17 protein-coding genes are annotated in these 21893 nt (G+C 69.8%); 7 read left to right on the top strand and 10 right to left on the bottom strand.

Annotated elements, in window-relative coordinates:
* Window positions 1-18: 18 nt before the first annotated feature.
* The 3 genes from mgtA to ychF form a co-directional block, all read right to left on the bottom strand.
* On the bottom strand, window positions 19-2637 hold the full coding sequence (gene mgtA, locus HZ992_RS04275; protein ID WP_371816818.1) for a magnesium-translocating P-type ATPase: 2619 nt from the start codon (window positions 2635-2637) through the stop codon (window positions 19-21).
* Window positions 2638-2702: 65 nt separating this feature from the next.
* Window positions 2703-4448 (bottom strand): PHA/PHB synthase family protein, encoded by a 1746-nt coding sequence (locus HZ992_RS04280; RefSeq protein WP_209385450.1) that lies wholly within the window; start codon window positions 4446-4448, stop codon window positions 2703-2705.
* Between the two features lie 628 nt (window positions 4449-5076).
* The gene (gene ychF / locus HZ992_RS04285) at window positions 5077-6171 is read right to left on the bottom strand and encodes a redox-regulated ATPase YchF (RefSeq protein ID WP_209385451.1); all 1095 of its coding nucleotides are present in this window, start codon (window positions 6169-6171) and stop codon (window positions 5077-5079) included.
* A 67-nt stretch (window positions 6172-6238) separates the two neighbouring features.
* Between ychF and HZ992_RS04290 the strand changes: the two genes are divergently transcribed.
* Complete coding sequence (locus HZ992_RS04290; protein WP_209385452.1) at window positions 6239-7117, top strand: pirin family protein; 879 nt, start codon at window positions 6239-6241, stop codon at window positions 7115-7117.
* Here the strand turns inward: HZ992_RS04290 and HZ992_RS04295 are convergent.
* Both HZ992_RS04295 and HZ992_RS04300 read right to left on the bottom strand, forming a co-directional pair.
* Entirely contained in the window at window positions 7102-7989 is an 888-nt protein-coding gene (locus tag HZ992_RS04295; RefSeq protein WP_209385453.1) for an MOSC domain-containing protein, read from the bottom strand. The genes HZ992_RS04290 and HZ992_RS04295 overlap by 16 nt on opposite strands.
* Window positions 7986-10409 carry an AsmA family protein gene (locus HZ992_RS04300; protein ID WP_209385454.1) on the bottom strand — a complete coding sequence of 808 codons (2424 nt, stop codon included), beginning with the start codon at window positions 10407-10409 and terminating at the stop codon, window positions 7986-7988. The genes HZ992_RS04295 and HZ992_RS04300 overlap by 4 nt, the downstream gene beginning before the upstream one ends.
* A gap of 109 nt (window positions 10410-10518) precedes the next feature.
* On the opposite strand from HZ992_RS04300, the gene HZ992_RS04305 reads away from it, so the two are divergent.
* A complete protein-coding gene (locus HZ992_RS04305; protein ID WP_209385455.1) occupies window positions 10519-11640 on the top strand; it encodes an FAD-dependent monooxygenase in 1122 nt (373 codons plus the stop codon).
* A gap of 10 nt (window positions 11641-11650) precedes the next feature.
* Window positions 11651-12370: a DsbC family protein gene (locus tag HZ992_RS04310; protein WP_209385456.1), complete on the top strand. Its 720-nt coding sequence runs from the start codon at window positions 11651-11653 to the stop codon at window positions 12368-12370.
* A gap of 13 nt (window positions 12371-12383) precedes the next feature.
* On the opposite strand, the gene HZ992_RS04315 is transcribed toward HZ992_RS04310, so the two are convergent.
* Genes HZ992_RS04315 through HZ992_RS04325 form a run of 3 tightly spaced genes read right to left on the bottom strand, consistent with a single transcriptional unit; the run spans window position 12384 to window position 15330 of the window.
* Complete coding sequence (locus HZ992_RS04315; RefSeq protein ID WP_209387041.1) at window positions 12384-13379, bottom strand: cytochrome d ubiquinol oxidase subunit II; 996 nt, start codon at window positions 13377-13379, stop codon at window positions 12384-12386.
* A gap of 5 nt (window positions 13380-13384) precedes the next feature.
* Window positions 13385-14758: a cytochrome ubiquinol oxidase subunit I gene (locus HZ992_RS04320; protein ID WP_209385457.1), complete on the bottom strand. Its 1374-nt coding sequence runs from the start codon at window positions 14756-14758 to the stop codon at window positions 13385-13387.
* 11 nt (window positions 14759-14769) lie between these two features.
* The gene (locus HZ992_RS04325; protein ID WP_209385458.1) at window positions 14770-15330 is read right to left on the bottom strand and encodes a GbsR/MarR family transcriptional regulator; all 561 of its coding nucleotides are present in this window, start codon (window positions 15328-15330) and stop codon (window positions 14770-14772) included.
* Between the two features lie 186 nt (window positions 15331-15516).
* Between HZ992_RS04325 and HZ992_RS04330 the strand changes: the two genes are divergently transcribed.
* Genes HZ992_RS04330 through HZ992_RS04345 form a run of 4 tightly spaced genes read left to right on the top strand, consistent with a single transcriptional unit; the run spans window position 15517 to window position 19691 of the window.
* Window positions 15517-15960, top strand: coding sequence for a DUF3429 domain-containing protein (locus HZ992_RS04330; protein ID WP_209385459.1), 444 nt, complete (start codon window positions 15517-15519; stop codon window positions 15958-15960).
* Window positions 15961-15972: 12 nt separating this feature from the next.
* The gene (locus tag HZ992_RS04335) at window positions 15973-17721 is read left to right on the top strand and encodes a M61 family metallopeptidase (protein ID WP_209385460.1); all 1749 of its coding nucleotides are present in this window, start codon (window positions 15973-15975) and stop codon (window positions 17719-17721) included.
* Window positions 17706-18854: a DUF3108 domain-containing protein gene (locus tag HZ992_RS04340; RefSeq protein ID WP_209385461.1), complete on the top strand. Its 1149-nt coding sequence runs from the start codon at window positions 17706-17708 to the stop codon at window positions 18852-18854. The genes HZ992_RS04335 and HZ992_RS04340 overlap by 16 nt, the downstream gene beginning before the upstream one ends.
* Window positions 18855-18902: 48 nt before the next feature.
* On the top strand, window positions 18903-19691 hold the full coding sequence (locus HZ992_RS04345) for an enoyl-CoA hydratase (RefSeq protein WP_209385462.1): 789 nt from the start codon (window positions 18903-18905) through the stop codon (window positions 19689-19691).
* A gap of 21 nt (window positions 19692-19712) precedes the next feature.
* Here HZ992_RS04345 and HZ992_RS04350 read toward each other — a convergent pair whose 3' ends face one another.
* Window positions 19713-20261 (bottom strand): pyridoxamine 5'-phosphate oxidase family protein, encoded by a 549-nt coding sequence (locus HZ992_RS04350; protein WP_209385463.1) that lies wholly within the window; start codon window positions 20259-20261, stop codon window positions 19713-19715.
* A 4-nt stretch (window positions 20262-20265) separates the two neighbouring features.
* The gene (gene lysS / locus HZ992_RS04355; RefSeq protein WP_209385464.1) at window positions 20266-21777 is read right to left on the bottom strand and encodes a lysine--tRNA ligase; all 1512 of its coding nucleotides are present in this window, start codon (window positions 21775-21777) and stop codon (window positions 20266-20268) included.
* Window positions 21778-21893: the final 116 nt, after the last annotated feature.

Here is a 21893-nt window from a genome sequence, read left to right on the forward strand (position 1 = left end):
GCGATCATTATGGGCGGTTCAACGCCAGCCGAAACGGCGTGAAAAGAGGTGTTTCATCGCCTCCACACAGGCCGCGTAGGCCAGCAGCAGCGCGGCCAGCCAGCCGAACCACGCCGGCGGCAGCGCGCGCATCTGCAGCGCGCCGGCCAGCGGACTGGCCGGCAGCCACAGCGCGGCCCCGGCGACCAGCACGCCGGCGGCGACCAGCGGCAGAGCGGGCCGGCTGCGCACGAAGGCCAGGGCGCGGCTGCGCAGCAGGAACACCGCCAGCGTCTGCGACAGCAGGCCCTCGACGAACCAGCCGCTCTGGAACAGCGACTGCAGCGCCGGCGTCTGCGCCTGGAACACCGACCACAGCACCGCGAAAGTCAGCACGTCGAAGGCCGAGCTGACCGGGCCGAAATGCAGCATGAAGCGCAGCAGGTCGTGCGGGCCCCAGTGCTGCGGCGTGCGCAGCGCCTCGTCGTCGACGCTGTCGAAGGGGATCGCCGTCTGCGCCAGGTCGTACAGCAGGTTCTGCACCAGCAGGTGGATCGGCAGCATCGGCAGGAAAGGCAGGAAGGCGCTGGCCACCAGCACCGACAGCACGTTGCCGAAGTTCGAGCTCGCGGTGATGCGGATGTACTTGAGCATGTTGACGAAGGTGCGCCGCCCCTCGATCACGCCCGCCTCGAGCACGGCCAGGCTCTTCTCGAGCAGGATGATGTCGGCGGCCTCCTTGGCGATGTCCACGCCCGAGTCCACCGAGATGCCCACGTCCGCGGCGTGCAGCGCGGCCGCGTCGTTGATGCCGTCGCCGAGGAAGCCGGTCACGTGTCCGTTGGCGCGCAGCGCCCGCACGATGCGCTCCTTGTGCAGCGGGTTCAGCTTGGCGAACACGGTGGTGGTTTCCACCGCGGCGGCCAGCCGCGCGTCGTCCAGGCCCTCGATGTCGATGCCCTGCAACGTGCCGGTCACCTCGATACCAACGTCGCCGCATACCTTGAGCGTGACCTCGAGGTTGTCGCCGGTGAGCACCTTCACCGCCACGCCGCGCGCTGCCAGCGCGGCCACGGCCGGCGCGGCGGAGTCCTTGGCCGGGTCGAGGAAGGCGATGTGCCCGGCCAGCGTCAGGCCGCTCTCGCTGGCCACCCCGAAAGCTTCGTCGCCGGGAGGGAACTCGCGCACCGCCACCGCCACCACGCGCAGCCCCTCGCGGTTGAGCCCTTCGGTGACGGCGTGCACGCGCTCGCGCAGCGCCTCGTCCAGCGGCAGCTCGGTGCCCTCGCGGCGCACCGTGGTGCACACGGCCGTCACCTCCTCGACGGCGCCCTTGCAGATCAGCAAGCGCGTGCCGTCGGCGCGCGCCACCACCACCGACATGCGGCGGCGCTGGAAGTCGAACGGCACCTCGTCGACCTTGCGGAAGTTCTCCGCCACGCCCAGCCGCGGATGCAGCTCCACATGCGCGAGCACGGCGGCGTCAAGCAGGTTGCGCAGCCCGGTCTGGAAGTGGCTGTTCAGCCAGGCCAGCTCGAGCACCTGGGCCGACTCGTTGCCGAAGGTGTCGCTGTGGCGCGCGAGCGCGATGCGGTCCTGCGTCAGCGTGCCGGTCTTGTCGGTGCACAGCACGTCCATCGCGCCGAAGTTCTGGATCGCGTCCAGCCGCTTGACGATCACCTTGCGCCGCGACAGCACCACGGCGCCGCGCGCCAGCGTGGTGGTGACGATCATCGGCAGCATCTCCGGCGTCAGCCCGACGGCGATCGACAGCGCGAACAGCAGCGCCTGCAGCCAGTCGTGCTTGGTCGCTCCGTTGAGAACGAAGACGATCGGCACCATCACCAGCATGAAGCGGATGAGCAGCCAGCTCACGCGGTCGATGCCCTGCTGAAATGCGGTGGGCGTGCCCGGCGTGCTGGTGGCGTGCTCGGCCAGCGTGCCGAACACCGTGCGCGTGCCGGTGGCCAGCACCAGCGCCGTGGCGCTGCCGCTGATCACGTGCGTGCCCATCAGGCAGATGCCGGGCGCGGTGGCGGCATCCCCGGCGCCGGCCGCGCTGCTGCGCGCGAACTTCTCGACCGGCAACGACTCGCCGGTCATCGCCGACTGGTCGATGAACAGGTCCTTGGCCGAGAGCAGGCGCAGATCGGCGGGCACCATGTCGCCGGCGGCAAGCAGGACGATGTCGCCGGGCACCAGCTGCGCGATCGGCAGCTCGATCTGCGCCGGCTCGTGGCCACGCCGCAGCACCGTGGCCCGGTTGCCCACGCGGCCGCGCAGCGCTTCCGCCGAGCGCTGCGCGCGGGCTTCCTGGACAAAGCGCATCAGCGTCGACAGCAGCACCATCGCGCCGATGACGATCGCCGCGCGGGCATCGTGCGTGAAGGCAGACAGCGCCGCCAGCGCGCTGAGCAGCAGGCTGAACGGCGTGCGGTAGCAATGCCACAGGTGCAGCGGCCAGGGCACGTGCGCGGCGCGGGCGACTTCGTTGCGGCCGCTGCGCCGGCGGATCGCGGCTGCCTGCTTGGCGCTCAGCCCGTCGGGGTGGCTGTGCAGCTGCTGCAACAGCGCCTCGGGCTCGGCCTGCGCTGCGGCCAGCAGGTGTGCTGAAGCTTGCGCCGGCAGCGGCTGGCCCCAGTGCCGCCCGCGCAGCATCTGCGGCACCGCGCTGCGCTGGAACAGCCGGCGCAACGCCTTGCGGCCGCGATGACGCGGTGGACTCAGTCGTCGTAGCACGTCAGCACGTACTCGCCCGGCGCGGCACCGAGCGAGGCGCCGCGCGGCAATGCCGGTGGCGCGCGCTTCTTCGACGAATGCGCGGCCAGCCATTCGTGCCAGGCCGGCCACCACGAGCCCTCATGCTCGGCGGCTTCGCGCTCCCAGGCGGCCGGGTCGATCCAGGGGCCGTGCGCGGCGCGCGTGCCGATGCGGTAGCTGCGGCGCGCATGGCCCGGTTCGGAGACGATGCCGGCGTTGTGCCCGCCGCTGGCCAGCACGAAGGTGATCTGCGCCTCGCACAGGTGGTGCAGCTTGTACACCGAGCGCCACGGCGAGACGTGGTCGCGGGTGGTGCCGACCATGAACACCGGCACGCGCAGGTCGGCCAGCGACACCGCCCGGCCCTCGCGGCCGCCGACGCGGTAGGCGCCTGCCGCCAGCGCGTTGTGCAGGTACAGCGAGGTGAGGTACTCGTTGTGCATGCGCGCCGGCATGTGCGTGGTGTCGGCGTTCCAGGCCATCAGGTCGCTCGCCTGCTCGCGCTCGCCCATCAGGTACTCGCGCATGCGACGTGTCCACACCAGGTCGCGCGAATGCAGGAACTGGAACGAGCCTGCCATCGCCTCGCCGGTGAGGTAGCCGGTGCCGCGCGTGAGCTCGCGAAGGTAGGCGACCTGGCTCTCGTCGATGAACAGGCCGAGCTCGCCCGGCTCGGAGAAATCGGTCTGTGCAGCCAGCAGCGTGAGCGTGGCCAGGGGCGCGAGCTTCTTCGCGCCGGCCACGATGCCCGCGCGGGCCAGTGCCGCTGCGGCGACGGCCAGCAGCGTGCCGCCCAGGCAATAGCCCATCGCATGCACCGGCGTGCGCGGCGGGTGCAGCCTGGCGATCGCCTCCAGTGCCTCGAAGGGGCCGAACTGCAGGTAGTCGTCCATCGTCAGCTCGTGGTCGGCGGCATCGGGGTTGCGCCAGGACAGCATGTAGACCACGTGGCCCTGCGAGACCAGGTAGCGCACCAGCGAGTTGTGCGGCGAAAGGTCGAGGATGTAGTACTTCATGATCCACGAGGGCACGATCAACAGCGGCTCGGGATGCACCGCCTTCGTCTGCGGCGTGTAGCGGATCAGCTCGACGAGCCGGTTGCGCATCACCACCTCGCCCGGCGTGACGGCGACGTCGCGGCCGACCTTGAAATGCGCCTCGCGCTCGGCGGCGGCACGCGCAGCCGGCGGCGTGGACAGATCCTCCAGCCAGTTTGCGAAACCGCGCTGCAGCGGGCCGCCGAGGTTCTCGGCATTCTCGTTCAGCACCACGGGATTCGTCGGCAGCCAGTTGGCCGGCGTGAGCACGCCCAGCCACTGCCGTGCCATGAAATCGGTGAGCTCCGCGTGGTGGCGCGTCATGCCCGGCAGGCGCGACGCCGCATGCCACCAGCTCTCGGCATTGCGGAAGCCCGCGCGCATCACGTTGAAGGGCCAGCGCGCCCAGTCGGGGTGGCGAAAGCGAGGGTCGTCGTCGGCGGCGCCGGTGGGCGCGTCGTCGCCGCGCAGCGTGTCGGTGGCGAGCTGCGCGGCCAGCGCCGCCAGCTCCATCTGCCGCCCCGGCGACACGCCCAGGTGCCAGGCCCAGTCGGCCAGCGCCAGCGACAAGGACACCGGCGACAGGCCACCGGTCAGCGGCGCCGCGGCGGCGTGCAGCGTGCGGTCCAGCCGCTCGGTGGGGGATTCTTCGTGCGGGGCGTCGTTGCTCATGGTGCGACCAGACAGCGGCGCACGATGGCGCCGATCAGGCCATTTTGCGAGCCTCGATTTTCAGAGCCGTTGACGCAGGATAAGGCGCGCTCATGCGCGCGTTTATTCAAGGATCAGGCGTCGAACCGCTTGCGGCCCTTGAGCGACATTCACGAGTGACCGCTTCATTCGGTGCGCGGTCAGGCGGTCCGGGTGTGCGCTCTCCGGTCCACGCTCGCGGGCGACCGCCGCGGGACGCAGCGAACTTCATCGTCAACACCGCCTGCAGCCTGCCCGCGCCAGGGCAACCGCGAATGGGGCCTGCAATCGCACACCCGAACCACCTGCCCCACAAGCACCGAGGACTTCGTGACGGCAGGCCACCGCTGGTGCCGGCTGGGCGGCGGTGGTGCCCGCGGGCGCAGGCCCCATTCGCGGTTGCCCTGGCGAGGGCATGGCACAACCGGTGTTGATGCGGCCACGGTGGCGGCACGCAGTGGCCGCCCGCGAGCGTGGGCCGGAGAACGCGGGTACCGCCGTCGACCTGCGACCCTGCCCGTCGCACGCAAGGCAGACCCACGAAGACCGCAACTGGCCGCAAGCCGCCCGTCGACCAGATGATTCCGGTCGTCGTTGAGGCGGATGCCTATCAGACGTTGAACAGGAAGTTGAGCACGTCGCCATCCTTGACGACGTATTCCTTGCCCTCGGCGCGCATCTTGCCGGCGTCCTTCGCGCCCTGTTCGCCCTTGTAGGCGATGAAGTCGTCGAAGGCGATGGTCTGCGCGCGGATGAAGCCGCGCTCGAAGTCGGTGTGGATCACGCCGGCCGCCTGCGGCGCGGTGTCGCCGACGTGGATGGTCCAGGCGCGCACTTCCTTCACGCCGGCGGTGAAGTAGGTCTGCAGGCCGAGCAGCTTGAAGGCGGCGCGGATCAGCCGGTTCAGGCCCGGCTCGGTCTGGCCCATGTCGGCGAGGAAGAGCTCCTTGTCCTCGTCGCTCATCTCCGACATCTCGGCTTCGGTCTTCGCGCAGATCGCCACCACCGGCGCCTTCTGCGCCTCGGCGTAGGCCTTCAGCTTCTCGAGCAGCGGGTTGTTCTCGAATCCGTGCTCGTCGACATTGCCGACGAACATCGCCGGCTTGGCGGTGATCAGGCACAGCGGCTTGAGCACCACCAGCTCTTCCTTGCTGAAGTCGATGCTGCGCACCGGCTTCGCTTCATTGAGCGCCGCCTGGCACTTGACCAGCACGTCGACCAGGCGTTGCGCCTCCTTGTCGTGGCCGGTCTTGGCGACCTTCGTGTAGCGGGCCAGCGACTTCTCTACGGTCGTCATGTCGGCCAGGCACAGCTCGGTCTGGATGACCTCGATGTCGGAGATCGGGTCGACCTTGCCGGCCACGTGGATGACGTTCTCGTCCTCGAAACAACGCACCACGTTGACGATGGCGTCGGTCTCGCGGATGTGCGCGAGGAACTGGTTGCCCAGGCCCTCGCCTTTGCTCGCCCCGGCCACCAGGCCGGCGATGTCGACGAACTCCACGATTGCCGGCACCACGCGCTCGGGCTTGACGATCGCCGACAGCTGCGCCAGCCGCGGGTCGGGCAGCTCGACGATGCCGACATTCGGCTCGATGGTGCAGAACGGGTAGTTCTCGGCGGCGATGCCGGCTTTGGTCAGGGCATTGAAGAGGGTGGACTTGCCGACGTTGGGCAGGCCCACGATGCCGCACTTGAGGCTCATGGAGGGGCTTTCGATATTCCGCGGGAAGAACGTGGATTTTAGGGGGCCGGCCTACACTGCCCCGACCATGACCCTGCCGCAGCTCATCAGCCCCCAATCCAAGGACCTCGGCGGCGGCTTCACCGTGCGCCGCTGCCTGCCTTCGGCGCAGCGCCAGGCGGTCGGGCCGTTCCTGTTCTTCGACCACTTCGGGCCGATCACGGCGCAGCCTTCGGACAACCACGACGTGCGCCCGCATCCGCACATCGGCCTGGCTACCGTGACCTATCTGTTCGAGGGCGCGATGCTGCACCGTGATTCCACTGGCGTGGTGCAGCGCATCGAGCCCGGCGCGATCAACTGGATGACGGCGGGGCGCGGCATCGTGCACTCCGAGCGCACACCCGACGACCTGCGCGGCATGGTACGGCGCAGCCATGGGCTGCAGCTCTGGTGCGCGCTGCCGGCCGAGCACGAGGAGGACGCGCCGGCGTTCCAGCACCATCCGGCGCACGAACTGCCCGAACTCAACCTGCCCGAGGCGGCGGTGCGCGTGCTGATCGGCTCGGCCTTCGGCGTCACCTCGCCGGTGGCCACGCTCTCGCCCACGCTGTACCTCGACATCGCGCTGGCCTCGGGCGGCTCGCTGGTGCTGCCCGACGTGGCGATCGAACGCGCGGTCTACAGCACCGACGTGGACATCGAGATCGGCGGCACGCCCGTTCCCGCGGGCACGCTGGCGGTGCTGGAGCCCGGCTCGCAGCCGCTGCTGCATGCGCGCCAAGGGGCACGGGTGGTGATGATCGGCGGGGCTCCGCTGGGCCACCGCTTCATGGTGTGGAACTTCGTTTCCTCGCGCCGCGAACGCATTGTGCAGGCGCAAGAAGACTGGGAGGCGCAGCGTTTCGACAAGGTCCCGGGCGAGACCGAGTTCATCCCGCTGCCGCCGCGTCAGTCGAACCGATAGGTCGCGGTGCCGGTCAAGCCCACGCGCAAGGTCGACTCGATGCCTTCGAGGATCACCGCGTTCATGCCGAAGGTCAGCGCGCCGTCGAGCCGCGCGTCGGCGCGGTAGCTGGCCAGCGTGTCGCCCACGGCGTGGCCGGTCTCGGCGGTGGCCGGGTCGACGTCGGGCATGGTGCAGCGGCTGCAGGGCTTGACCATCTTGATGCGCACCGGGCCCTCGGGTGCGGCGAAGACGATCTCGTCGAGGTGGTCCTCACCATGTGCATCGAGGCCGTCGAGCACGATGTTCGGCCGGAAGCGCTGCATCGTCACCGGCGCATGGCCGGCCGCCACCATCCGGCGGTTGAACTCATCGAGCCCGGCCGTCGAGGTGACGAGCAGCGGGAAGGCATCGGCGAAGGCGTTCCCGGCCTCGATCGGGCCTGTCCAGCGCGCGTCGGACAGGCGGCGCTGCTCGGGGTCGAAGCGCGCCAGTCGCAGCTTGCCGCTGCGGTACGGGCCGAGAAAGTCGCTGAACCACTGCGCGGCCAGGTCGCCCATGTCGTAGGCCTTCACGGTGTCGTTCCACACCGTCACCTGCACCGGCTGCTCGACGGTGTCGAGCGCGATGTGCAGCGCCAGCATGCCCGGTGCGCGCAGCACCATGTCGTGGTGCTTGAGCGTGGGCTGGATCAGCGCCATGCGCGGCAGCTCGCGCTGCGTGACGAGCAGCCCGGCTTCGTCGACCACCATCCAGGCGCGGTCGAACTCGAAGCCGGTTTCGATGAGCAGCGCCTCGGGCACGGCGATGCCGGCGCAGGACTTGATCGGGTGCAGGTTCAGCCCGGCGATGCGGACCTCGATGTCGCCAGCTTTCTCGCTCGTCGGGCTCACTTGAACAACCCCTTCAACAGTTTCTCCTTCAATTGTTGCTTGGGCGTGGGCGCCGAGGCTGCGCCGGCCGCCGCCGAGGCGCCGCCCGCCGGGGCCTTCAGGCCCAGCTTGTCGCGCAGCTTGTCTTCCAGCTTGTTCTGCACAGCGCCGGCGGCCACCGCCGACCACTGGATCTTCCACTCAATCGCTTCGAACGGGCCGGTCAGTCGCACCGGCACCGTCACGCCCTTCAGCGCGGCGAGCTCGGCGCCGCCTTGCCCCGCCGCCGTGCCGGTGACGGTGGCGCGCGCGGTGTAGTCGATGCGGCCCTTGCCGATGTCCACCGCGCCGTCGCCGCCCAGGCGCAGGTAGGGGCTCTTCAGGTCGAGGTCGCTGCTGCGCGCCACGCCGTCGGCGATCTGGAAGCTGGCACTCAGCTCGGAGAAATCGGTCTTCTCGGTCTGCACCGCCTTCGTCGAGGCGTCGTCCTTCAGCGACAGCGCGGCCTTCGCCTGGCGCATGCTCTTGGCCAGGTTGATGCCCTTGATTGCGCCGTCGCGCAGGTTGAGCGAGGCCGTGCCACGCAGGTGCGAACGCAGTTCGCCGATGCTCTTGCCGGTGGTGTCGACGTCCATCGCGACGCGGCCGGTGCCCTCGAGCAGGTCCTTGCCGGCCACGTCCTTGAGCAGCGCGTTGACGTTCACGCCGGTGGCCACCGCCTTCACCGCGATGCGGTTGGCGCGTGCGTCGGCCAGTGCGTTGGCATCGAGCGCGCCGCCCCAGGCCTTGGCCTGCAGCACCGGCACCTTGAGCATGCCGTTGTCGAGTTGCGCCTCGATGCGCGCATCGGCGATGCGGTACTGGCGGAACACGAAGCTGCCGGCGCGCAGCGACACGTTGGCGTTCAGCGCGCGCAGGGCCGACAGGTCCACTGGCGCATCGGCCGGCGCCGGTGCGTTCTTGTCCGGCGTGGCGCCGGCGGAGGCGCCGGCGGGCAGCAGGGTGTTCAGGTCCAGCGCGTCAAAGCGTGCGTTGGCCTTGACGAACAGCGGGCTGGCCGACAGGTTGGCGTTGCCATCGATCGCGAAGTTGTTCGTGTTGACCTGGCCCGACACCGCCCACTGCGCGGCCTGCGGCGAGGCCGAGGCGCTGCCCTTGAGCGACAGCGCCACCGGCTTGAGGCCCTTGTCCTCGACGTTGGCCTGCAGCGCCAGCGCCTCCAGGCTGATCGCCGACTTGGCCGGCTTGATGCCGAGGTTGGCGCGCAGCGTGCCGTCGAGCTTGCGTGCCGCGCTGTTGCTCGACAGCTTCGCCTCGAAGGCGGGCAGGGCGACGGCGTCGAAAGTGCCGGTGGGTGCGCCGCTCTTGAAGGTGGCGTTCACCGGCAGTTCGCCGCCGAGATCGAGCTTGCCTTCGAGCGGGCTGCCCTTGAGCTTCTGGCCTTCGACGTCGAGTTGCGGCCAGTCGAGGTCGAGCGCCAGCGGGTCCTTGCCGCGGCTGCCCTTGACGCGCAGCTTGAGCTGCTCGACACGCAGGGCCTGCTTCGTCGGGTCGTAACCGAAGGCGCCGATGGACAGCGTGCTGCCGGCCACCTGGATCGCGCCGGCACGGGCCGCGAGCTGCAACTCCAGCCCCTTGGCGTCGACCGAGCCCTTGGCACCGTCGTAGGCGAGGGCGCCGCGCACGTTGGTCTCGACGGCGCTGGCGCCGGGCACGTCGCCCTTGAACGTGAGGTTCATGTCGGCCAGGCGCACCGAGCCGGTGGCGAGGTCCGGTGTCAGACGGGTCTTGCCGTCGAGCGATCCCTTCAGCACCGGCTTCCTGAAATCGAACTTCGCGGCCAGCTCGATGGCCGACTCCACGCCGTTGGCAATGCGGCCGGTGCTCAGCGAATCGAGCACCAGCTCGCCGTCGATGCCGCCCTGATCGTCCTTCACGCGGGCACGCACGTCCTTGAGGGTGACGCGATCGATGTCGAAGTCCAGCGGCTTGCCGGCGGCGGACTTCGGCTCGGTTTTCGACGGCGCCGAGGCCGGCGCGGCGGGGCCGGCCAGGTCGTCGGTGTTGCGCCTGCCCTGGGCATCGCGCAGCAGCTGAGCACGCACGCCGCTGGCCTCGACACGGCCGACGACGACGCGGCCGCTGAGCAGCGGCATCACGTCGACCGCCAGCGCGGCGCTGTCGATGGCGGCGAACTGCTCGCTGCGACCGGCTTCGCTCAGGCTGAGCCGGCTCAGCTTGACCGCCACCCGCGGGAACACCGACAGCTCGATCGGGCCGTCGATGACCAGCGTGCGGTTGCGGTTCGCCTTCATCCAGTCGACCGCCATGCCCTTGTAGCGATTGGGGTCGAAGGTGCTGACGAGGTAGACGGCGGCGGCGATGGCCACCAGCAGCAGCACCGCGAGCGCGATGCCGATTCTCTTGATCCAGGCAGACATGGACAGGGGAGCGGGCCGCAGCGGCGCCCGCATGGAGCCGATCGGGAGCCGGGATTGTGCACCCCCTGCACAGCACGGTGCCGGGCCCGGCTCCCTACAATGCAAGGCGATGAAACACGTGGATGTGCTGGTGCGCGGGGCGGGCATCGTCGGGCAGAGCCTGGCGCTGTCGCTGGCGCGGCTCGGGCTGCAGGTCGGGCTCTGCGCGGAGCCACCGCGCCCCGAGGGCAGCCCCGATGTGCGCGCCTACGCGCTGAACGCCGCCTCAGTGGCGCTGCTGCGCAGCCTGAAGGTGTGGGATTCGCTGCCCGCGCATGCCGCCACGCCGGTCTACGACATGCACGTGCAGGGCGATGCCGACGGCGCGGCGATCGACTTCTCTGCCTGGGAGCAGAAGGTCGGCGAGCTGGCCTGGATCGTCGATGCGCCGGTGCTCGAGCGCGAGCTGGGCGCGGCGGTGCGCTTCTCGCCGCACATCCATGCGCTGGCGCCTGCCACGGCCGAGCGCGTGCGGGCCGATCTGACCGCTCTGTGCGAGGGCAAGGAATCGGCCAGCCGCGCCCGCCTGGGCGTGGGTTTCGAGCGCCACGACTACGGACACAGTGCCATCGCTGCGCGTCTGGTGGCCGCACGGCCGCACGGGGGCACGGCACGGCAATGGTTCCGCTCGCCCGACGTGCTGGCGCTGCTGCCCTTCGATTCGCCGCAGCCGAGCTGTTCGTATGCGCTGGTCTGGTCGATGCCGCGCGAGCGTGCGCACGAACTGATGGCGCTCGACGACACAGCCTTTGCCGCGGCCCTGATGGAAGCCAGCCGCGGCGAGGCCGGTGAACTGACTGTGGCTTCGCCGCGCGCCGAATGGCCGCTGGCGATTGCCGAAGCCACCGCCTGGAGCGGCCCCGGCTGGGTGCTGCTCGGCGACGCTGCCCATGTGGTGCACCCGCTGGCGGGCCAGGGCCTGAACCTGGGCCTGGCCGACGTGATCGCGCTGACCCGCGTGATCGCCGCGCGCGAGCCGTGGCGGCCGCTGGGCGACGAGCGGCTGCTGCGCCGCTATGCGCGCGAACGCACCCTGCCCACCTGGGCAATGGCGCAGGTCACCGACGGCCTGCTGCAGCTTTTCGCACAGCCGGCGCCCGCCGTGCGGGAACTTCGCAACCGCGGGCTGAGTCTGGTCAACCAGCTCACCCCTCTCAAGCGCTGGCTGACGGCCCGCGCTCTCGACGCCTGAAGGCCCCCGCATGATCCGCTTCGTTCCGTTCGCACTCGCCGCCGCGCTGGCGCTGCCCGCCCTGGCCCAGGAGGCGGTCATCCGCAAGAACCTGAGCGAGCGGCTGCCCGACTTCCCGAAGATCGACGAGATCACGAAGACGCCCATCCCGGGCCTGTACGAGTTCCGCATCGGCACCGAGGTCTTCTACACCGACGAGCAGGGCAACCACGTGATCGAGGGACACATCATCGACACGCGCACGCGTGTCAACCTCACGCAGGCGCGCGTCGACAAGCTCACGCAGATCGACGTGAGCAAGTTGCCGCTGAAGGACGCCATCGTCTGGAAGCAGGTAACGGGTGAGCGCAAGCTGGTGGTCTTCGCCGACCCGAACTGCGGCTACTGCAAGCGCTTCGAGCGCGACCTGAACAACGTCAAGGACGTCACCGTCTATACCTTCCTCTACCCCATCCTCGGTGGCGATTCGCCTGAGAAGTCGAAGAACATCTGGTGCGCCAAGGACAGCACCAAGGCCTGGCGCGACTGGATGCTCGACGGCGTCACGCCGCCGAAGGTCATGGGCCAGTGCGATCTCGGCGCGCTCAACCGCACCGCCGAGATGGGCCGCAAGTACAAGATCAACGGCACGCCGGCGATCGTTTTCGAGGACGGCAAGCGCGTGCCCGGCGCGATGAACGCCGAGCAGATCGAGAAGCAGCTGGTCGCCAGCCGCGCCGCCAGGCCCTGAGCGGCAGGATGCCTCAGGCGTAACGCAGCTCGCCCGTCTTGCCGCGGAACACTCGGTACGAGAACACCGTGTAGGCCGCGATGGCCGGCACCGAGATGCACACGCCGAACAGGATGAACTTCAGCGAGGCCGGGCTGCTGGCCGCCTGCCAGATCGTCAGGCGATCGATCACCACGTAGGGATAGATGCTGTAGGCCAGCCCGAGGAAGCCGAGCACGAACACCGCGATCAGCAGCACGAAGGGCAGCCATGAGGCCGGCCCGCGCACCACGTGCGAGTTGAGCAGGCCGCGCACCGCCAGCAACAGCACGCCGGTCATCAGCGGGATGGCCGACAGCGCGATCACCTCGGGCAGCACGAACCAGCGTGCGCGCACCGTCTCGCTGATCCAGGGCGTGGCCATCGAGATCAGCAGCAGGCCGCCGACCATCGGCGCCCAGGCGATCTTGGCCCAGCGCACCGCGCGTTCCTGCAGTTCGCCCTCGGTCTTCATGACCAGCCAGGCGGCACCGAGCAGCACGTAAGCCATCGGCAGCGCGGCAGCGATGGCGGCGGCGAACAGCGGGTAGTTCCAGCCCTCGCCGAAGCCGCTGACGTAACGCCCGAGCATCCAGCCCTGCGACACCGCGGCCAGCGTGGAGCCGGCGAAGAACAGGCGGTCCCAGGTCGGCTTGTGCGAGGCGCTGGCCTTGACGCGGAAGTCGAATGCCACGCCGCGCAGGATCAGCCCTACCAGCATCAGCGTGACCGGCAGGTACAGCTGGGTCAGCACCAGGCCGTGCGCCTTCGGGAAGGCCACCAGCAGGATGCCCACGCCGAGCACCAGCCAGGTCTCGTTGGCGTCCCAGAAGGGACCGATGGAAGCGATCATCACGTCCTTCTCGGCCTCGCTGGCGCGGTGCATCAGCATGCCGACGCCGAGGTCGTAGCCGTCGCTGACGACGTAGATCAGCATCGACAGGCCCATCAGCGCCATGAAGACGACGGGCAGTGCCTCGTCGAAGCTCATCGTGTTCATGCGGCACCTCTGGCGGGCAGCGCTGACACGGCGCCGGGCTCGGGCGCATCGGGGGCATCCGGCTTCTCGGCCATGTACTTGAGCACGCCGATGTAGGCGACGATCAGCGCCAGGTACACAGTCACGTAGAGCGCCAGCGTGAGCGCGATCATCGGCGCCGGCACGGTGGACGCGACGTCGGCGGTGCGCAGCAGGCCGTACACGATGAAGGGCTGGCGACCGATCTCCGTGACGTACCAGCCGGCCACCGTGGCCACCCAGCCGGAGAAGGTCATGCCGGCGAGCACCCACAGCAGTGCGCGCGGAAGCCGCTCGGGCCGCCAGCCGCTGCGGCGATAGAGCCACCAGCCGATCCAACTGGTGGCCAGCATCAGCACGCCGACGCCGACCATGATGCGGAAGGCGAAGAACAGCGGCAGCACCGGCGGGTGCGCGCCGCGGAATTCGTTGAGGCCGCGGATCTCGCCCTGCGCGTCGTGGGTGAGGATCAGGCTGGCCAGGTTCGGGATGGCGATCTCGGCGCGGTTGCTGCGCGTTGTCTCGTCCGGAATGGCGAACAGCAGCAGCGGCGCACCGCGTTCGGTTTCCCACACGCCTTCCATCGCGGCGATCTTTTGCGGCTGGTGCTTCAGCGTGTTCAGGCCATGCTCGTCGCCGACGAAGATCTGCAGCGGGATCAACAATGCAGCGAGCGTGAGCGCCACGCGCAGCACGCGCGGTGCCGCGCTCTGCCCGCCGCCCTTGAGCAGCTGCCAGGCCGACAGGCCGGCCATCAGGAAGGCGCAGGTCAGCGCCGAGGCGAGCAACATGTGCGTGAAGCGGTAAGGGAACGAGGGGTTGAAGATCACCTCGATCCAGCTCTTCACGTGGAACTCGCCGTTGATGATCTCGTGCCCCGCCGGCGTCTGCATCCAGGAGTTCAGCGCCAGGATCCAGAAGGCGCTCAGCGTGGTGCCCAGCGCGACGAAGAAGGTGGCCATCAGGTGCACCCGCTCGCTGACCCTGCCGTGGCCGAACAGCATCACGCCGAGGAAGCCGGCCTCGAGGAAGAAGGCGGTCAGCACCTCGTAGCCCAGCAGCGGCCCGGCGACGTTGCCCACGCGCTCCATGAAGCCCGGCCAGTTGGTGCCGAACTGGAAGCTCATCGTGATGCCGCTGACCACGCCCAGCGCGAAGCTCAGCGCGAACACCTTGGTCCAGAAGCGGTAGGCGCCCAGCCACGCATGTTTCGCCGCGGCCTCGCTGGCGCGCAGGTAGCGCCAGCGAAAGAACAGCAGCACCCAGGCCAGCGCGATGCTGATGGTCGGGAACAGGATGTGGAAGGTGATGTTGGCCGCGAACTGCATTCGCGCCAGGATGAGGGCGTCCATCGTGGGAGCTCCTATCGTTTGCCGCCGGAGACGACCTTGACCTTGTCGGTGAACTCCAGCAGGCGCTGGACCTTCGAGCCCATCTTCATCAGCTTGGCCAGGGTCTGCTGGTCCATGCGCTGCACGTCGTCGAACCAGGTCGTCATCAGCTCGATCAGGTCGTGCATGCCGCGCATGCGCTCCAGCGCCACGCGGTCGGCGTCGCTGGAAGGGTCCTCCAGCAGCGCATTGCGCAGCATCGACAGCGTGGGCTCGATCTCGCGCCGGCGGCGCTCTTCGGCCAGCGTGCGGAAGATCTCCCAGGCCTCGGCGGGTGCGTCGAAGTATTCGCGCCGGTCGCCGGGCAGGTGGCGCAGGTTCACCAGCCGCCAGGCCTGCAGCTCCTTGAGCCCCATGCTGACGTTGGAGCGCGAGAACTCCAGGCGCTCGGCGATCTCGTCGGCGTTCAGCGCCACCGGCGAGACGAAGATCAGCGCGTAGATCTGCCCGACCGTGCGGTTGATGCCCCAGCGGCTGCCCATTTCACCGAAGTGGCCGACGAAACTGCGGACCAGGGGAGACAGTGCATTCATGGTGGGAACAGCGTCGCGCCGGCATTGATCGGAGTCAAGACTCTACAAGAACTTTCAGGAAATCCTGAAAACTCAGGAATGCCGCTGTCGAGCGCAGGGGCTAACGGCCTGGGCCCGGTGGCCCCGCCGCTGCGCCGGTGACGGCCCTGCGGCGACAATGGCGCCCGTTTCGATCCGGAGCCGCGCTTGAATCCCGTGCCGTCAGCCACCTCGCCCACCGCCGCCGCGCTGCGCCTGGGCCATGCGGGCCTGCTGCCCTTCGTGCTCGGCGCCGCCCTCGTCTGGCTGGTGCGCCCCGATGCACACCCCTACGTGACGGCCGCGCTGTCGGCCTATGCCGCGGTGATCGTCTCGTTCCTCGGCGGCATCCACTGGGGTTTCGCGATGCGCCAGGCCGACCCGCCGGGCTCGCTGGCCGGCTGGGGCGTGGTGCCCTCGCTGGTGGCCTGGGTGGCGGTGGTGATGCCGCCCTATGCCGGGCTGATCGTGCTCGGTGCCATGCTCGTCGCCTGCTACCTCGTCGACCGCCGCGTCTACCCGGCGCAGGGCGCGGCCGCCTGGCTGACGCTGCGCTTCCGCCTCACCGCCGTCGCCTCGCTGAGCTGCTTCATCGGCGCAGCGGGCAGCTGAACCTCCACGCCCATGATCACCTACCGCATCGACGCCGAAGACGTCCACGCCCACCTGTTCCGCGTCACGCTGCGCGTGCCGGACCCGGCCGCGCAGCAGCGCCTGAGCCTGCCGGTGTGGATCCCCGGCAGCTACCTGGTGCGCGAGTTCGCGCGGCATCTGTCGGACGTCCGCGCCACCCAGGGCGGCGAGCCCGTCGAGCTGCAACAGCTCGACAAGGCGAGCTGGGTGGCGAGCTGCAGCGGCCGCGCCGAGCTGGTGGTGAGTGCGCTCGTCTACGCCTTCGACACCTCGGTGCGTGCCGCCTTCCTCGATGCGAGCCGCGGCTTCTTCAACGGCACCGGGCTGTGCCTGCGCGTCGAGGGCCGCGAGGCCGAGGCGCACCGCATCCAGACCGGCACGCTGCCGCGCGGCTGGCAGGTCGCCACCGCGATGCGCGCGGTCAAGGTCGACGCGGCCGGACGCGGGCTCTACGAGGCGGCCGACTACGACGAGCTGGTCGACCACCCCTTCGAGCTGGGCACGTTCTGGCGCGGGAGCTTCGACGCGCACGGTGTTCCGCACGCGTTCGTCGTCGCCGGCGCGCTGCCCGACTTCGACGGCGAGCGTCTGCTCGCCGACGCGCAACGCATCTGCGAGGCGCAGATCGCCTTCTGGCATGGCGCGGGCAAGAAGGCCCGCGCGCCGATGGACCGCTACGTGTTCCTGCTCAATACCGCCGAAGACGGCCACGGCGGCCTGGAGCACCGCGCCAGCACGGCGCTGCTGTCGGCGCGACGCAACCTGCCGCAGCGCGGCCGTGCCGAGACGAGCGACAACTACGCCGACCTGCTCGGCCTGATCAGCCACGAGTACTTCCACACCTGGAACGTGAAGCGGCTGCGCCCGGCGGAGTTCGCGCGCTACGACTACACGCAGGAGAACTACACGCTGCTGCTGTGGTTCTTCGAGGGCTTCACCTCGTACTACGACGACCTGTTCCTGCGCCGCTGCGGCCTGATCGACACGCCGCGCTACCTGAAGCTGCTGGCGCGCACCATCACCGGCGTGGCCGCCACGCCGGGGCGGCAGGTGCAGAGCGTCGCGCAGGCGAGCTTCGACGCCTGGGTCAAGTACTACCGCAGCGACGAGAACACGCCGAACGCGACGATCAGCTACTACGCCAAGGGCTCGCTCGTCGCGCTGGCGCTGGACCTCACGCTGCGCCGCGACGGCAGCTCGCTCGACGAGGTGATGCGCAAGCTGTGGAAGGCGAGCGACGGCGGCCCGATCGGCGAGGCCGACATCGCCTCGGCATTGCACCAGTGCGGCGGCCGTTCGTATGAACGCGAACTGGCCGAGTGGGTGCACGGCACGGTCGAGCTGCCGCTGCAGGGCCTGCTCTACAGCGCCGGCATCGAGTGGCAGAGCCAGCCCGCGACGATCGCGCAGCGGCTGGGCCTGCGCGTCAACGAGAGCGCACTGACCGGCGTGAAGGCCACCCACGTGCTGCGCGGCGGCGCGGCGGAAGCAGCCGGCATCGCTGCCGGCGACGAGATCCTCGCCGTGGCCGGCTGGAGGCTGCGCCGCCTCGACGATGCACAGCGTGTCATGACCCCGGGCGAGCCCGCCGAGCTGCTGGTGGCCCGTGACCAGCGTGTGCTGACACTGCGGGTCACCCTGCCGGCCGACGCGGGCCTGGGTGCGCCGGTGCAGCTTGTCGCCGACGCCAAGCCGGGCAAGGCGGCGCAATCGCTGCGCGAGGCATGGCTCACGCGCTGAGCGCTCTCTCGACGCCGCGCCGACGGATCGCGCTTGCCGCGCTGGCGCTGGCGGTGCTGGCCGTGCATGGCTGGCTGACGGACGAGCTGGCCGATCGCATGGCCTCGCTCGACCCCGCTCAGGCGATGCCGATCCGCATCGAGGTGGCCTACGTGCGCGAGCTGGAGCTGGCGCCGCCGCCCGCCCTGGCCCCGGCGCCGCCGCCCGCGCCGCCGAAACCGCAACGCCGTCCGCGCGCTGCGAAGCCGGCCGCTTCGGCGCCGGTGGCGACACAGTTGGCGCAGGCCGCACCGGAGCCCGCGCCCGAACCCGAGCCGGTGCCAACGCCAACGCCACCGCCACCGCCACCGCCGCCCGAACCGGCGCCGCAACTCGCAGCCGCGCCCGAGCCGGTGGCCTCTGCGCCCGCGCCGGTGCTCACCGCCGCACCGCCTTCGGCGGCCGCCTCGGGCGCCTTGCCCTTCGAGTGGCCAGCGTCCACCCGCCTGAGCTACAAGCTCAGCGGCAACGTGCGCGGCGAGGTGCATGGCGATGCGCAGGTGGAGTGGGTGCGCCAGGGCGACCGCTACCAGGTGCACCTGGACCTCACCGTCGGCATCCCCGTCGCGCCGATGATCACGCGGCGCATGAGCAGCGACGGCGATCTCACCGAGCTGGGCCTGGCACCGCGCCGCTACGACGAAGACACCAAGGTGATGTTCGCCAACCGCCGCCGGCTGACGATGCTCTTCGAGCCCGACGCCGTGCTGATGCCCAACGGCGAGCGCCGCCCGCGCTTCCCCGGCACGCAGGACACGGCCAGCCAGTTCGTGCAGCTGAGCTGGATCTTCACCACGCGGCCCGAGCTGCTGCGCACCGGCAACACCGTCGACTTCGCGCTCGCGCTGCCGCGCAGTGTGGATCGCTGGGTCTACGACGTGCTGGAGGAGGAGTCGGTGGCCACGGCCTTCGGCCCGGTGAACGCCTTCCACCTCAAGCCGCGGCGCGTGTCGCGGCCGGGCGGCGAGCTGGTCGCCGAGGTGTGGTTCGCGCCGCAGCTGCGCTACCTGCCGGCGCGCATCCGCATCGAGCAGGACCGCGAGACCTTCATCGACCTGGTGCTGTCGCGCCGCCCCGAGCTGGCCGGGCCGTGAGCGTGCAAGCAGCACCGATTTATAGTTTCGAGACCCAGGAGACCCCCCATGACCTACGAAACCATCCTCGTCGACACCCGCGGCAGCGGCGAGCGCCGCATCGGCCTCGTCACGCTGAACCGCCCCAAGCAGCTCAACGCGCTGAACGACACGCTGATGAACGAGCTGGGCGAAGCGCTCAAGGCCTTCGATGCCGACGAGTCCATCGGCTGCATCGTCGTCACCGGCAGCGAGAAGGCCTTCGCCGCCGGCGCCGACATCGGCGCGATGGCGAGCTGGTCGTACATGGATGTCTACAAGACCGACTACATCACGCGCAACTGGGAAACCATCCGCGCCGTGCGCAAGCCGGTGATCGCGGCGGTGGCCGGCTTCGCGCTGGGCGGCGGCTGCGAGCTGGCGATGATGTGCGACTTCATCATCGCCGCCGACAGCGCCAAGTTCGGCCAGCCGGAGATCAAGCTGGGCATCATCCCCGGCGCCGGCGGCACGCAGCGCCTGCCGCGCGCCATCTCCAAGGCGAAGGCGATGGACATGATCCTGACCAGCCGCATGATGGACGCCGCCGAGGCGGAGCGGGCCGGCCTCGTCTCCCGCGTGGTGCCGGCCGCCGAACTGCTCGACGTCGCTTTCGCCGCTGCGCAGCAGATCTGCGAGTTCAGCGGGCCGAGCATCATGATGGCCAAGGAATGCGTGAACCGCGCCTACGAGGGCTCGCTCTCCGACGGCGTGATGTTCGAGCGCCGCCTGTTCCACTCGACCTTCGCCACCGAAGACCAGAAGGAAGGCATGAACGCCTTCGTGGGCAAGCGCAAGCCGGACTTCAAGCAGCGATAGCGGGCCGGCCCCCTCGGGGGCTCACGGCTGTACCCAGCGGGCACCGTGGCCGTCGAAGATGGCGCGGCGGTGGCCGTCGGGGTGCAGTTCCAGCCAGTCGATCGACTCGATGGTGGCGTCGATCACCGCGAAGTAGTCGCGTGCCACCGGCGGGTGCGCCGGCACCGCAGGCAGCGCGGTGCCCGGCGGCAGCGGCGAGAGGTAGTCCTGCGCCGCCGGCGACAGCCGGATGCGCGCCCAGCGCGACGAGGCGGACAGCCCCGACATCTCCATCGCCAGGCGCACCCGGCAGCGCAGCTGCCAGGCCAGCGTGGGGCACCACATCACCATCGTGCCGTGCGGATGGTGCAGCAGCTGCGCCACCTTGCCGGCGCGCTCGTCGGTGTAGAAGAGCAACTGCTTCTGCCGCGCGTCGACTTCGCGGATCACCACCAGGCGCGCATCGGCCATCTCGCCGTTGATGGTGGCCAGCACCGAGGTGCGCCAGGGATGCGTCTTGTCGCCGGCACACAGCGCGAGCTGCCGCCAGACCTCGGCCTCGACTTCGGCGAGTGTCTCGACGCGCTGCACGTTCTCAGCCTTCCTTGCGCAGCGACGGGAACAGGATCACGTCGCGGATGCTCGGGCTGTCGGTCAGCAGCATGATCAGGCGGTCGATGCCGATGCCGCAGCCGCCGGTGGGCGGCATGCCGTACTCGAGCGCGCGGATGAAGTCGGCGTCGTAGTACATCGCTTCGTCGTCGCCGGCATCCTTGTTGGCCACCTGCGCCTGCAGCCGCGCCGCCTGGTCTTCGGCGTCGTTCAGCTCCGAGAAGCCGTTGGCGTACTCGCGGCCGGTGATGAACAGCTCGAAGCGCTCGGTGATGGCCGGGTTCGTATCCGAGGCGCGCGCCAGCGGGCTCACCTCGACCGGGTAGTCGATGATGAAGGTCGGGTCCCACAGCTTCTCTTCGACGACCGCCTCGAACAGGCCGAACTGCAGCTCGGCCAGCGTCCAGTGCGCCGGCGGCTCCTCGCCGTGCAGCTTCATCTTCTCGTGCAGCACCTTCGCGTCGCCGGCCTCGTCGGGCGTGAGGCCGGCGTGCACGACCAGCGAATCCTTCACCGACAGGCGCGCGAAGGGCCGGTCCAGGTCGACCGGCCGGCCGGCGTAGGTGAGGCTCGCGGATCCGGTGGCCTGGCGCGCCGCGTGGCGCAGCACTGCCTCGGTGAAGTCCATCAGGTCGTGGTGGTTCCAGTAGGCCGCGTAGAACTCCATCATCGTGAACTCCGGGTTGTGCCGGACGCTGATGCCTTCGTTGCGGAAGTTGCGGTTGATCTCGAACACGCGCTCGAAGCCGCCGACGATCAGCCGCTTCAGGTAGAGCTCGGGCGCGATGCGCAGGAACATCTGCTGGTCGAGCGCGTTGTGGTGCGTCACGAAGGGCTTGGCGTTCGCGCCGCCCGGGATCGGGTGCAGCATCGGCGTCTCGACCTCGAGGAAGCCGTGCTCGACCATGAAGTTGCGGATCGACGAGACCGCCTTGCTGCGCGCCGTGAAGCGCACGCGGGCGTCCTCGTCGGTCATCAGGTCGACGTAGCGCTGGCGGTACTTCTGCTCCTGGTCGGTCATGCCGTGGAACTTGTCCGGCAGCGGGCGCAGGCTCTTGGTCAGCAGGCGCAGGCGCGTCACGCGCACCGACAGCTCGCCGGTCTTGGTCTTGAACAGCGTGCCCTCGGCGCCGAGGATGTCGCCCAGGTCCCAGTGCTTGAAGGCGGCGTAGACATCCTCGCCCAGCGCGTCGCGCGTGACGAACAGCTGGATGCGGCCGGAGGCATCCTGCAGCGTCGCGAAGCTGGCCTTGCCCATGACGCGCTTGAGCATCATGCGGCCGCCCAGCGCCACCTTCACGGCCAGCGGCTCGAGCTCTTCGTTGGGCTGCTCGCCGTGCTTGCGCAGCAGGGCCAGCGCCTGGTGGGTGGGCTTGAAGTCGTTCGGGAAGGCGGCGGTGCCACTGGCCCGGGCCTGGGCGCGGATGCCGGCGAGCTTCTCGCGGCGCTCGGCGATCAGCTGGTTCTCATCGGTCGGGGGGCGTTCGTCGCTCATGGGCCTCTTTCTGATAGCCCGCGATTTTAGGGGCCCCCGCTCAGGCTCCCGGACCAGGGGCCCCCGGCCGAATAAAATCGCGCACTTCCCGCCTCCCGGCGGCCCGCCTGGGCCCA

It is taken from the genome of Rhizobacter sp. AJA081-3 (assembly GCF_017795745.1).
Classification (GTDB): domain Bacteria; phylum Pseudomonadota; class Gammaproteobacteria; order Burkholderiales; family Burkholderiaceae_C; genus Piscinibacter.